Genomic DNA, 12771 nt, shown 5'->3' with positions numbered 1-12771 from the left:
GCGCGAGTTTTAATGTCTATATTTTAAGCGGCTTTTGGAATTTGCGTTCCGGAATTGGCTTTAAGCGTGCAATTGTTCTGGCATCAATGAACATTTCTTCGGCAGCTCTAGTGCCGTTTGCTGCAGGATCTCGAAGTAAGTGAAGCGTTTCTCCATCCCACTCGAGTACGTGCCCAATCGCATCATGATACTCGATTTTTTGCACTCCATCGTTATTTTCTTCTATAATTTTGTATGTTCTTACTACTATGCGCGTGCCTGCAGGTATTCGCTGTGGTAGTGTAGTCAAGTTTTTTATACGTGTTTCCATAACATGCTCCTTGTTGTATTATGCATGTGGCTGACGCGTATGGCAAACGTTTATAAAGTTACGCAAGGGTGATTAAGCATGGAAAATAAGCGAGTGGCTTCCAATAGTTTCGTAAATTTTCCTGCCCAATATGCGAGTTTAGTAGATGATTACATTACGTATGTGAGCGCGAATAAGGGCTTGGGGGAGCGCACGAATCGAGCTTACACAATTGATATTAAACAGTGCTTATCATGGTGTAATCGTCATGGTTTTAAAAATATTTCAGATCTTACTACGGATGATTTGCGCTCTTGGATGGCAGACGCTTCTAGAAATCATGCTCGTTCAAGCTTGGCTAGAAAAGTTGTTGCGGTGCGCGGATTTTTCGCATGGTGCCAGCATGTTGGGTTTATAAATAGTGATCCTGCAGAAATTTTGATGACTCCAAAAATTAAGAATGTTCTTCCATCTGTTTTAGATGAGTCTCAGGCAGAAGCGCTAATGAATAATATTGATTCTAAAGCTAATGATTCATCTTCGTGTAATAAAAATCAGAAAGCTGTTGAACTTCGCAATGCTGCAATTATTGAGCTTTTATATGCCACCGGCATTCGCGTTGGTGAGCTTACTGGCTTGAACATTCAAGATATTAATTTTTCATCGCATACTATAAAAGTTACAGGTAAGGGAAATAAGCAGCGCGTTGTTCCTTTTGGGATTCCGGCCGCAAAAGCTTTGTCTGAATGGCTTTCAGAGAGCGGGCGAAAAATTTTATTGAAAGATTCTGCACAAACTGCAATATTTCTTGGCGCTCGTGGGAAGCGCATTGATCAGCGATTAGTAAGACAAGTAGTTCATGATGCGGCTAAAAGTGCGCATGTGCCGGATATTTCTCCGCACTCTTTGCGCCACAGTGCGGCTACACACATGCTTAACGGTGGAGCAGATTTGCGCGAAGTGCAAGAATTGTTGGGTCATTCTTCGCTTAACACTACTCAACGCTATACGCATGTATCTATAGAAGCGTTGAAACAGCGCTATTTACAAGCTTTTCCGCGTGCTTAATTATCTGTATAATAAATACATAACTTTTCGCTAATTAACAAAGCCTTTACATAATATATTACATAATTTACATATATGTAATATATCTAAATTAGTAAAAAACAGTAAAATTTATTGATAAAATAGTAATTTTTTTGGTTTTTACGCGAAAAAATGGTGTTTTAATCAGTAATTTTTATATATAAACAATAAATTTTACAATTTACTTATTCTCTTGCATTGTTTGCAAAAATACGTATTATTGAATTTTAATCAACGAAGAGGCCTTGTCATTGGCTAAAAAAATCCATCTGGCAATAAAACTAGATGGATTTATTTTATTCATGACTTGGCTTTTTGTATTGATATAGCATCCTGCCTACCAGACGTTAGGAGAATAAATATGAAGAATAAGGCTTTAGCTTTTGCTGCTGCGGCCTGCTCGCTGGCCATGTTGCTTGGTGGTTGCGGCTCATCTGCTTCGAAGACTGCGCAAACAAACGGTGGAAAAGTTATTATTACCGTAAATAACACTGAGCCACAGAATGAATTGGTGCCTGGCAACATTAACGAAAACGCTGGTGCACGTCCTGCTATGTTGGTCAACTCAACGTTGATCACTTTTGATGAAAAGGGCAATCCGGTAAACGAGGATGCTGAAAGCGTGACTCCAAACGCAGACGCAACTCAGTACACTGTTAAGCTTAAGGAAGGCAAGAAGTTCAGCGATGGTACTCCTGTTACCGCTGAAAGCTTCACCAAGGCTTGGAGCTTTGTTGCTAACGCTAAGAATGCACAGAAGTGCGCTTCCTTCTTCCAGACCATTAAGGGTTATGACGAATTGCAGAAGGATGGCTTAAAGGGCGACGAACAGCTTTCCGGTTTGAAGGTTGTAGATAAGAACACCTTTACCGTTGATTTGAAGCAGCCAGATTCCGTGTTCCCAATTAAGGTTGGCTACTTGGCATTCGCTCCACTTCCAGAATCCTTCTACAAGGATCCAAAGGCTTATGGTGAAAAGCCTGTTTCCTCCGGTCCATACTTGTTCAAGTCTTGGGATCACAACAGGCAGATTGAAGTTGTGAAGAACCCAGCTTACGAAGGCCCTCGCAAGGCTCAGAATGATGGCGTTACCTTCAAGATTTACACCGATGGTAATGCTGCTTACCGTGACGTACAGTCCGGCAACCTCGATATGACCGATAACATTCCAGATACTGAAACCAGCAACTTCCAGAGCGATAGCACAATCACTGCTTACAACAAGCCTGGTTCTGTAATTCTTCAATTCACTATTGCTTCCAGCCTCCCACACTTCGATGTTAAGACTGAGGAAGGCCGCTTGCGTCGTCAAGCAGTTTCCATGTCTATCGATCGTAAGGCAATTGCTGAAAAGGTGCTGAACAAGACTGCTGCTCCTGCTAACGACTTCACTTCTCCAAAGACCCCAGGCTATGATCCTAAGTTGAAGGGTAGCGAGCATTTGAAGTTCGATGCAAAGAAGGCTAAGGAATTGTGGGCTAAGGCAGATGCTATTTCCAAGTATGATGGTCCTCTTACCTTCACCTACAATGCTGATAACGCTGTTGCTAAGTCTGTGTTCGATGCAGTTGTGAACTATGTGAAGAACAATTTGGGTGTTAAGGCAGAAACTACGCCAATCCCAACCTTCCAGGAGTTCCGCGATGCATGCACCAAGCGTAAGGTTAAGGGCGCATGGCGTGCAGGCTGGATGCCAGATTATCCAAGCCCAGAAAAATACTTGACTCAGCAGTTTGCTTCTGTTGCAGCTGATGGCAATGGTTCTAATGATGGCGATTACAAGAATCCAAAGTTTGATGAATTGCTTACTAAGGCTACTGCATCTTCCGATGCAAGCGAAGCAACTAAGCTTTATCATCAGGCTGGCGAAACTCTTCTTGAGGATCTTCCATCTGTACCACTGCTTTACATGAATGCTAAGGCTGTTATGAATCACAATTTGAAGGGATTCGTAATGGATTGGCAGAACATGCCACTGTACTACCAGCTTCATAAGTAAGATTTAAATCTTCATATGGAGTTTATATAAATTAATTTCATGATATTCAGAAAAATACTTAATTCTGATATCACCTCTCAATAATTTAATATCGCGTATAGCGAAATTGCTACTCCAGTTGAAGGAATGAAGGAATTAATCCAAAAATTTCTTTAACTGGAGTGGCACTTTGTTGTTTTTGCGAGTAATTGTTAACAATTCAAGGAGAAGCCGATGGGTAAGTACATTCTGCGTCGAATTTTGCAGATGATTCCTGTTGTTCTCGGCACAACATTATTGGTTTATGCTTTAGTATTTGCTTTGCCGGGTGATCCGGTAAATGCAATGTTTGGCGATAAACCAGTTAATCCTGCTGTCGCAGCACAAATTCGAGCTAATTATAATTTAGATAAACCATTTATTATTCAATATTTACTGTTCTTAAAGAATGCGCTTACTCTTGACTTTGGCCAAACCTTTGCAGGTCAGCCTGTTATTGATGAAATTGGTCGTGCATTCCCGGTAACCATTCAGCTTGCTGTTATGGCGTTTGCATTTGAAGCGCTGTTCGGTGTAACTTTCGGTATTATTTCTGGTCTTAAAAAAGGCAAATGGTACGATAGCGTAATTCTTATTGTTTCTCTGCTTCTTATTTCTGTACCAACCTTCGTAACTGGTTATGCTATGCAGTATTTGCTTGGTATTAAGTGGCATATTCTCCCTCCTAATGTAAGTAATGATCCTGGATTCTTAGATATGCTCACTCCTGCAATGGTTCTTGGATCTGTATCTATGGCATATGTAATTCGACTTACAAGGTCTGAAGTTTCGTCAAATATTGCGCTCGACTATGTTCGCACAGCTCGCGCTAAAGGCTTAAAAGAAGGCGCTGTTATTATTCGACACATTCTTCGAAACTCTTTAATCCCAGTTGTAACGTTCCTAGGCCAGGATTTAGGCGCTCTTATGGGCGGCGCAATGATTACAGAAACAATATTTAATATTCACGGTATTGGCTTCCTTACTTATCAAGGTATTTTGAAGGGTGAAAGCAACCTGGTAGTTTCTGTAGTTACCTTGCTTATGCTGATTTTCGTAGTCAGTAATTTACTTGTTGATATCTTGTACGCGGCTCTTGATCCGCGAATTCGTTACGCGTAAGGAGAAGCATAATTATGCAAGAAAAAGTTGAGGAAAATTTGACTGCTGCAGATATTGCTCTTCCAGGACAGGAACGTTATGTTGCTTCCTTGGATGAAACTCCGTTACAAGAAGTTGATTCCGTTGACGAGTCTGCTCCTGCTACGAGCATGTGGGCTGATGCTTGGCGTACTTTGAGACGAAATCCTTTGTTTATTATTTCCGCAATATTGATTATTGCAATTTTATTTATTGCATTATTCCCAGGATTGCTTGTTAAGCAAGATCCTATGTATTGCGTACTTAATAACTCTTTGATGCCAAGTTCTCATGGTCATCCTCTTGGATTTGATAAGCAGGGATGCGATATTTACGCTCGTGTAGTATACGGAACTCGTACTTCTGTAACAATCGGCATAATTGCTACAGCTTTGGTTGTTTTAGTTGGTTCTTTAATTGGCGCTATTGCAGGCTTCTTCGGAGGTTGGGTTGATGCTGTTCTTAGCCGCATTACCGACATCTTCTTGGCTTTGCCTATGCTTCTTGGCGCTATAGTTGTTCTCCAAATGTTTAGAACCACAAAATCAATGTGGAAGATAATTCTAGTTATGGTTCTATTCGGTTGGGTTAGTGTTGCTCGAATAGCTAGAAGTGCTGTTATGGAATCAAAGAATCTAGAATTTAACACAGCTTCTACAGCTTTAGGATCTAGGCCTATACGAAATCTCTTTAGGCATATTATTCCAAACTCTTTGGCTCCAATCATTGTTGTTGGCACAACTTCTCTCGGCTCCTACATCGTGTTGGAAGCAACACTTAGCTTCCTCGGTATTGGTTTGCCAACTACTACAGTGAGCTGGGGTGGAGATATTGCTACTTACAGCAGGTACTTCAATAATAGTCCAGAAGTATTGTTCTATCCGTCATTTGCGCTTGCTATTACAGTTCTTACCTTCATTATGATGGGTGACGCTGTAAAGGATGCGTTGGATCCAAAGAGCCGTAAGGCGTGAAGTTAGCGTGGAGGAATAAAACTTATGAGCATTTCAACGCATAAAAATGTAGACGCTCTCGCTATGCAGCGTGAGCAAGGTCCATTGCTTGAAGTGAAAAATCTTCAGGTTGATTTCACTACTGATTCTAAGAAAGCTGTTCACGCTGTTCGAGATGCAAGCTTTAGCGTATATCCCGGCCAGTGGGTTGCAATCGTAGGTGAGTCTGGTTCTGGAAAGTCCACTTCTGCAATGGCAGTTTTGGGTTTGCTTCCAGGAACAGGTCATGTTACGGGCGGCTCTATTAAGCTTAATGGCCAAGAAATTAGCAAATTAAAGCCAAAAGAGTTTGCTTCTTTGCGCGGTACTGCAATGGGCTTGGTACCTCAGGATCCTATGAGTAACTTGAACCCTGTTTGGCGTATTGGTACACAGGTTAAAGAAGCTCTTCTTGCAAATGGTGTTGACGTAAGCCATGAGAAGCGTTCTGCTCTTGCGGAAGCTCTTGCAGGTGATGCTGTAGAAGTTAAAAGCAATGAGGACGAAACGTTCCTCGGTTCTAAAGAATTACCAGAATTGATGGAAGTTGCACGCAAGTCTTTGGCAGAAATCGGACTTGATGAATTCAAGATGAATGAAGCCATGGGCTACTACAAAAAAGAGTGGGTTCCAGGTTCTGAAACTCGTTGGCGCGTTGCAGACGATTTAATCAAGTACGGTGTGAACGACGACAAAGCTTGGGAAATTGCCAAAAAGTATGTTGTTGGCGCTAATGTTGACGACCGTATTGCAGGTTTACTTGATGAGGCTGGTTTGCCTGATGCTGCAACTCGAGCACGTCAGTTCCCGCACGAGTTCTCTGGTGGCATGCGTCAGCGTGCGTTAATTGCCATTGGCTTGGCTTGCCGTCCAGATTTGCTGATTGCAGATGAGCCAACTTCCGCACTCGACGTTACCGTGCAAAAGCGCATTCTTGACCATTTGCATACGCTTACTGATTCGCTCGGAACTTCCGTTCTGTTCATTACTCACGATTTAGGTTTGGCCGCAGCTCGCGCACAGCACGTTGTTGTTATGTATAAGGGTCGTGTTGTTGAATCTGGTCCATCTTTGGACGTTTTGCAGCATCCACAGCATCCTTATACTAAGCGACTTGTTGCTGCCGCTCCAAGTCTTGCTTCTCAACGAATCATTTCCGTTAAGGAGCATGGTGGTAACGCGGATAATTTGCTTGAGCATCACGTAGTAGGTGAGCAAACTCTTGAAAAGAGTGAGCATATTATTACAGTCGATCACTTAACCCGAGAGTTTAAGCTTCCTCGCAAGAAGGAGCTTTTCAAAGCTGTTGACGATGTTTCGTTCTCTATTAAACGCGGAACAACGTTGGCAATTGTGGGTGAATCCGGTTCTGGTAAGTCTACTGTTGCAAACATGGTTTTGCGACTTCTTAATCCAACAAGCGGAACTGTTACTTACGAAGGCAAGAATATTGCTGACTTAAAGGGTGCGGATTTGCTTGATTTCCGCCGTCATGTTCAGCCAGTGTTTCAGAATCCTTATGGTTCGCTTGACCCAATGTATTCGATTTATCGTTCTATTGAAGAGCCTTTGCGAATTCATAAGATTGGTGATAAAAAGAGCCGCCAGAATCGTGTGCGTGAACTCTTGGACATGGTTCGTATGCCTGCTTCTGTTATGACTCGCTTCCCGAACGAGCTTTCAGGCGGTCAGCGTCAGCGCATTGCAATCGCGCGCGCAATGGCATTGGATCCGGACGTTATCGTTTGCGACGAAGCTGTGTCGGCTTTGGATGTGCTTGTGCAAGATCAGGTTTTGCATTTGCTTAACGATTTGCAAGCGGAGCGCGGATTGAGCTACTTGTTCATCACTCACGATTTGGCAGTGGTTCGTCAGATTGCGGACGAGGTTGTTGTTATGCAGCACGGCAAGCTTGTTGAGCACGCTACAACCGACGAAGTGTTTGATCATCCTCAAAAGGAATATACTCGTGATCTTCTCGACGCAATTCCTGGTGGAAACTTGGAGCTTGGATTAGATTAAATTAAATAATACAAGCTAATAATAAAAGGTGCAGAGTTTATAACTTGGTTAATAACTAGGTTTATAAATTTCTGCACCTTATTTTTTGTTTTACGTAGCGTGCATATTTGTGTAACGCGCATATTAGAGTTAGATTTATGATCACAATTACTACTTCAAACTTAAATGGTATTCGTGCGGCCGAGCGTAAGGGGATGCTTGACTGGTCCGATTCTCACACTCCTGACGTGTGGTGTATGCAAGAAGTGCGCGCTCCGCAGGATGCAATCGACCCAATTATGACAAAAATTGAAATGGGATATCGCGCGTCTGAAAATATCTCAAATCCTGTAGAAAACGATAATTTTACTTATGCAAACGAAGTTTGCCGCATAAAAGGTCGAGCTGGGGTAGCGCTAGTAACATCACTTCCTGTAATTGAAAAACGATACGGTTTGCCCGGCTTAAGTGATGATGTTGATTCTGGGCGATGGGTTGAAACTGACGTTCGTACTCCTGAAGGGTATGAAATTACTATTGCTTCAGTGTATGTTCACGCTGGAAACGTGGATGATCCGCAAAAAATGCAGCAAAAATTCCGCTTCTTAGACACAATGCTTATTCGCTTGGGGGAGCTTAGAGATATTGCTGCAAGTGGCGGAAATCAAGCGATTTTGTGCGGTGATTTTAATATTGCGCATACGCCGTTAGATATTAAAAACGCTAAAGCAAATGAAAAAAGTGCAGGATTTTTGCCGGAGGAACGCGCGTATATTGACCGCTGGATTAACGAGTATGAATTTGTGGACGTTATGCGCATGCTTGCGGGAGATATTCAAGGACCATACACTTGGTGGAGTCAGCGCGGCAAAGCTTTCGACAATAACGTTGGTTGGAGATTAGACTATCAGTTTGCAACGCCAGAAATTGCAGAAAGCGCTTGTGGCTTTGTGATTGATCGGGCTGAAAGTTATGAGGCAAGATGGTCGGATCACGCGCCTTTAACCATAAAATACGGTGTGTGATTATTAATCACATAACTGAAATAAATAAAGTAATAGCATTTGCTCATATGCATATTTTCAGTGCTTTGTTTGTGATAATCTGGTGAAGTTGAGCAATTTACGACGATTAGCATTATGCTTATTGTTGTGCTTGTTGTTTTAAGAAATGAGGAATAATGGGCTGGTTATTTGGCCGAAATAAAGAAGTAGAATCTTCAAAAGATATAGATGAAGCTGTAAAGTTAAAAACTGGTCCATGGGATTTCAACGATGAAGATGCTCCTGATTTCAGTGATTATCTTGATTTTGGCTCAATTTATATTCCATATTTCCAAGGTATAGAATTACGCGTAAAAAAGCAGCGTGAAAATGATCAAGTAATTGGCGCAACAGTAACTTACGGATCGTCAAGTGTTGAAGTTGAAGCTTTTGCTGCTCCGAAATCTACTGGTATTTGGAATGAAGTATGCAAAGACTTACTTGACGGGAATAGCCAAGCTTGCACCGCACAAGGCGAATTTGGAACTGAACTTTTGCTGCCTGTAAAAGTTGGAGAAAAGAGTATTACAACTCGTATCGTTGGAGTTGATGGTCCTCGCTGGATGCTTCGTGGAGTATTTTCTGGGCCTGCAGCAACAGAGTTGGCAGAAAATAATAATGAAACTAAGCAATTAGACGAATGGTTTAAGGGGATTGTTGTAAATCGCGGTGAAGAACCATTAGCGCCTCGTGATCTTATTCCTATGCATGAGCCATTAACTCGTGAAGAAAAAGAATCAGCGCATAGATTAGAAGAAAATAATGATGAAAGTAATAGTTCATCTGAAGAAAATGCTGATGACGCTTTAAAAAAAGAAGATAAGCCTTTAGGATACGATCAGCAAGTTGATGTAAAAACTACGCTTTCTCGCGGACCAATGTTTTCTGAGGTTAGATAGCAGTAAGTTAAGTAGCATAAGGATATCGTCTTGAAGAAAAATAACGCTTATGGCAAAAAAAGTTCTGGGCTTGCTTCCCTTGCCTCTATCGGTTCTGATGGAAGAAACTTTTCTGTAATTGATTCCATAGGTGGCGTTCGAGGCGTAATTGAATCCATGCTGCCAGGCTTGCTGTTTGTTATTTGCTTTGTTGTAACAAACAATTTGCATACAACTGTTATTGCATCCGCTGTTCTTGCTGTTTTGCAAGTTGTGATTCGTCTTATTCAGAAGCAGTCGCTTATGGGAGCAATTAGTGGACTTGTTTCCGTTGGAATCTGCCTTATTTGGGTGTGGACGAGCCATCAAGCGCGCGACTACTATATGATGGGCTTCATTACAAACGCTGTGTATGGTGTGCTTCTTGCGATTTCGCTGATTGTGCGCGTGCCAGCGCTTGGGCTTGTGATTGAGTCGATTCGCAAAATGCCTACGGAAAATTTTGGCAAGTGGCTGCACGAATGGCTTGATTATAAGCCGCTTAAGCGAGCATACATGTATGTTACTGGATTGTGGATTGCTGTTTTTGCGCTGAGGCTTGTTTTGCAAGTGCCACTATATTTGACGAATCACGTTGTGTGGCTTGGCACAGTACGTTTGATTATGGGATTGCCGTTCTGGGCGCTCGCGATTTGGGTTTCTTACTTGATTATTGCAACTCCATTTATGCGACTTCATCATAAAAATCGCAACGAAAAGCAGATTGACGAAAAGCAGAGTGGTGTAAATCCAATCGGAGAAAGTCAGATTAACTAAAATCAGCGTTAGAGGATTAGCGTGACGAAAAGCAGCTTAACAAAACGCAGAACTAAGGGGTAGTACATGCAAGTGACGATGCGAATCGAGAGATATGCGGATCAAGGAAGATGTGTAGGTCATCTTGACGGACGCGTTGTATTCGTGCGATTTGCGCTCCCTGGTGAGCTGGTTGTTGTGCGCATGGATGAGCCGATGCGTGCAAAAGCGCACTTTTTTACCGGCGAAGTTGTAGAAGTTTTGGAGCCTAGTGCGGATCGTGTGGAGCCGCAATGGAAGCTCGCTGGTCCTTTGGCTCAGGGCGGCGGAGTTGGCGGCGCGGATTTAATTCACGTTTCTTTGCCTGGTCAGATTCGTTGGAAGGCTTCCGTAATTGCCAATCAATTCCAGCGCTTAGCGCATATAGATGTTTTGGATAGTGATGTTAACGTTGAGCGCATTCCAGGGGACGAGGAGCTTAACGGATTTAATTGGCGTACGCGCATGGAGTTGGTTGCGGATGATGAAGGCCGATTGTCTATGCGTAAGCGCGAGTCGCATGATCGCATTGCGATTGATACTATGCCACTTGCGTCGCGCGCGGTTTTAGCAGTTGCGGATTCTTTGGACTTGTGGAATCGTTCTTTCTCGCCAAATGCGCAAATTCGCCTTGCTGTTCCAGAGCCTAGGGTTGATGGTTTGGATTTTAATGACAAGGCTGCGCTTCTTAGTGCGATTGGCGAAAATTATGCGCTTATAGTAAATGATGAGTTGGTTGCAGGTTCGGCTTTGTTGCGCGAGCGCGTGCGTGTTGCGGCTGCTTGCGATTCATCGCGTATGCGCACTTTTGACTACGATGTTGACGCGCGCGGTTTTTGGCAGATTCATCGCGCAGCTCCAGAGCATTTAGTGAACTACGTTTTGGGATTAGTCCGTTCTGCGCTTGGTGGTCGCACTAAGAATACGGTTTTGTGGGATTTGTATTCTGGTTCGGGTTTGTTTACGATTCCGCTTGCGACTTTGGCTAATGTTGGCGGAGATGCTGCTGGTGCTGCAGGTTTCGCTGGCGCTGCAGAGCCAGCTCGCGTGCTTAGCATTGAGGGTGCGCCGATTGCTGTAAAGAACGCAAGGCGAAACATTGGGCGCGCAGGGCTTAGCAGGGATGTTGTTGAAGCTTTGCAAGGTGATGTTGCACAAACGCTTGAATCGCAGGTGTTTAAGGCGAGTAAGTCGTCTAAGATTGTGCGCCGATTTGCGCATCCAGATGTTGTTGTGTTGGATCCTCCTCGCGCTGGTGCTAAAGCTCAAGTTTGTAAGCAGATTGCGAAGTCTGGAGCAAGAGCTGTTGTGTATGTTGCTTGCGATCCGACTAGTCTTGCTCGCGATGTTGGTACGTTTAAGGAGCTTGGCTACAGCGTTCAGTCTTTGCGCGCGTTCGACATATATCCCAACACTCATCATACAGAATCAGTGGCGTTCCTTTGCAAATCGTGACTGTTTCGAGATATCGTTTTGATGACACCTACTTGCGTGCATTCTAGTTCCTGCATTTTAGGCTTTGTGTGTATGGGCTTAAGAGTCTATCGTTAAAAGGTTTAGCGTGTGGCGGCTTCAAGCTGGGTTCTCGTGATTTTTGAGCGCAGTTTGGCTGTATGAGGGAACATGTCTACGCTCTAGGGTTGAGTGCACAGGATGTTAACGTACTTCGCTTGCGTTGAAAGCACACTGTGCTTTCAACTTTGAGCAAGCTCAGCGAATCGAAGTGCATTCGCGAATTATATTTAATCGCTCATGCAAGTCGATTCGCCACTTTGCACCCAGCTGATGAAGTGGGGTTTTATAATTCTTCATGCTGAATTATTCTTTTCTTTTTTGAAATAATGGTGTTCAAAAAAGGAGTAGATAATAAGTATGCGCTATGGGTATGCGAGGGTGTCTACAAAGGATCAGTGTGTAGACAGACAGTTTAAGGCCTTGGAAGACAATGGCATTAGAAAAGGCTGTATTTATGTTGACAAGGCATCAGGGAAGGATTTCAACCGTAGAAATTATTTGAGATTGTTTAGACGTTTGAGATCTGGTGATGAGTTGTTTGTGAAGTCGATTGACCGTTTAGGTAGAAACTATGATGAGATTATTGAGCAGTGGAACAAAATCACGAAAGAAAAAGAAGCAAATATTGTAGTGTTGGATTGTCCTTTGCTGGATACGAGAAAACATGTAAATGGTGTAACAGGTAAGTTTATTGCCGATCTTGTATTGCAGATTTTATCGTATGTTGCTCAAGTTGAGCGAGAAAATATTCATCAAAGACAGATGGAAGGGATTCGTGTTGCCAGACAAAGAGGTGTGGTGTTTGGTAGGGCAAAGATTGAGCTTCCTGATGATTTTTATGCTGTGGCGACTAGGTGGCAGCGTGGACAGGTAAATTTGCGTGAGGGTGCAGAAATGCTTTCTGTTTCGCATACTACCTTTTCTAAGTGGCTACATGCAAGAAAAATTGAAAAAATTTGTAAATAAATCTAGG

General features: G+C 42.9%; 11 protein-coding genes. 10 read left to right on the top strand and 1 reads right to left on the bottom strand.

What is annotated here, in order from left to right; translation table 11 throughout:
- Positions 1-16: 16 nt before the first annotated feature.
- Positions 17-310, bottom strand: coding sequence for a DUF6725 family protein (locus tag CGSMWGV1500E_RS02110; protein ID WP_004128657.1), 294 nt, complete (start codon positions 308-310; stop codon positions 17-19).
- A gap of 78 nt (positions 311-388) precedes the next feature.
- Here CGSMWGV1500E_RS02110 and CGSMWGV1500E_RS02115 point away from each other — a divergent pair, with 78 nt between their 5' ends.
- From CGSMWGV1500E_RS02115 to CGSMWGV1500E_RS02160, 10 genes are all read left to right on the top strand, one after another.
- Positions 389-1357, top strand: a complete 969-nt coding sequence (locus CGSMWGV1500E_RS02115; RefSeq protein WP_004128656.1) for a tyrosine recombinase XerC — start codon at positions 389-391, stop codon at positions 1355-1357.
- A gap of 382 nt (positions 1358-1739) precedes the next feature.
- A complete protein-coding gene (locus tag CGSMWGV1500E_RS02120) occupies positions 1740-3377 on the top strand; it encodes a peptide ABC transporter substrate-binding protein (protein ID WP_004128654.1) in 1638 nt (545 codons plus the stop codon).
- A gap of 213 nt (positions 3378-3590) precedes the next feature.
- Positions 3591-4517: an ABC transporter permease gene (locus CGSMWGV1500E_RS02125; RefSeq protein WP_004128653.1), complete on the top strand. Its 927-nt coding sequence runs from the start codon at positions 3591-3593 to the stop codon at positions 4515-4517.
- Between the two features lie 14 nt (positions 4518-4531).
- Positions 4532-5509 carry an ABC transporter permease gene (locus CGSMWGV1500E_RS02130; RefSeq protein ID WP_004128651.1) on the top strand — a complete coding sequence of 326 codons (978 nt, stop codon included), beginning with the start codon at positions 4532-4534 and terminating at the stop codon, positions 5507-5509.
- Between the two features lie 24 nt (positions 5510-5533).
- The gene (locus tag CGSMWGV1500E_RS02135; RefSeq protein WP_004128648.1) at positions 5534-7549 is read left to right on the top strand and encodes a dipeptide ABC transporter ATP-binding protein; all 2016 of its coding nucleotides are present in this window, start codon (positions 5534-5536) and stop codon (positions 7547-7549) included.
- 137 nt (positions 7550-7686) lie between these two features.
- Complete coding sequence (locus tag CGSMWGV1500E_RS02140) at positions 7687-8553, top strand: exodeoxyribonuclease III (protein ID WP_004128646.1); 867 nt, start codon at positions 7687-7689, stop codon at positions 8551-8553.
- 155 nt (positions 8554-8708) lie between these two features.
- Positions 8709-9470: a DUF3710 domain-containing protein gene (locus CGSMWGV1500E_RS02145; protein ID WP_004128645.1), complete on the top strand. Its 762-nt coding sequence runs from the start codon at positions 8709-8711 to the stop codon at positions 9468-9470.
- 30 nt (positions 9471-9500) lie between these two features.
- Positions 9501-10265 carry a DUF3159 domain-containing protein gene (locus CGSMWGV1500E_RS02150; RefSeq protein WP_004128643.1) on the top strand — a complete coding sequence of 255 codons (765 nt, stop codon included), beginning with the start codon at positions 9501-9503 and terminating at the stop codon, positions 10263-10265.
- A 66-nt stretch (positions 10266-10331) separates the two neighbouring features.
- Positions 10332-11738 (top strand): class I SAM-dependent RNA methyltransferase, encoded by a 1407-nt coding sequence (locus CGSMWGV1500E_RS02155; RefSeq protein WP_004128641.1) that lies wholly within the window; start codon positions 10332-10334, stop codon positions 11736-11738.
- 417 nt (positions 11739-12155) lie between these two features.
- Positions 12156-12764, top strand: coding sequence for a recombinase family protein (locus tag CGSMWGV1500E_RS02160; protein ID WP_004128639.1), 609 nt, complete (start codon positions 12156-12158; stop codon positions 12762-12764).
- Positions 12765-12771: the final 7 nt, after the last annotated feature.

Source organism: Gardnerella vaginalis 1500E, assembly GCF_000263595.1.
Classification (GTDB): Bacteria; Actinomycetota; Actinomycetes; order Actinomycetales; family Bifidobacteriaceae; genus Bifidobacterium; species Bifidobacterium vaginale_E.
The sequence above is the reverse complement of the archived record's forward strand: the minus strand, read 5'-3'. Positions and strand labels throughout refer to the sequence as shown.

Coding starts and splice junctions, on each gene's coding strand:
- CGSMWGV1500E_RS02155 (WP_004128641.1), top strand. CDS start 10,332: ATGCAAGTGACGATGCGAATCGAGAGATATGCGGATCAAGGAAGATGT.
- CGSMWGV1500E_RS02115 (WP_004128656.1), top strand. CDS start 389: ATGGAAAATAAGCGAGTGGCTTCCAATAGTTTCGTAAATTTTCCTGCC.
- CGSMWGV1500E_RS02145 (WP_004128645.1), top strand. CDS start 8,709: ATGGGCTGGTTATTTGGCCGAAATAAAGAAGTAGAATCTTCAAAAGAT.
- CGSMWGV1500E_RS02140 (WP_004128646.1), top strand. CDS start 7,687: ATGATCACAATTACTACTTCAAACTTAAATGGTATTCGTGCGGCCGAG.
- CGSMWGV1500E_RS02130 (WP_004128651.1), top strand. CDS start 4,532: ATGCAAGAAAAAGTTGAGGAAAATTTGACTGCTGCAGATATTGCTCTT.
- CGSMWGV1500E_RS02125 (WP_004128653.1), top strand. CDS start 3,591: ATGGGTAAGTACATTCTGCGTCGAATTTTGCAGATGATTCCTGTTGTT.
- CGSMWGV1500E_RS02120 (WP_004128654.1), top strand. CDS start 1,740: ATGAAGAATAAGGCTTTAGCTTTTGCTGCTGCGGCCTGCTCGCTGGCC.
- CGSMWGV1500E_RS02110 (WP_004128657.1), bottom strand. CDS start 310: ATGGAAACACGTATAAAAAACTTGACTACACTACCACAGCGAATACCT.
- CGSMWGV1500E_RS02160 (WP_004128639.1), top strand. CDS start 12,156: ATGCGCTATGGGTATGCGAGGGTGTCTACAAAGGATCAGTGTGTAGAC.
- CGSMWGV1500E_RS02135 (WP_004128648.1), top strand. CDS start 5,534: ATGAGCATTTCAACGCATAAAAATGTAGACGCTCTCGCTATGCAGCGT.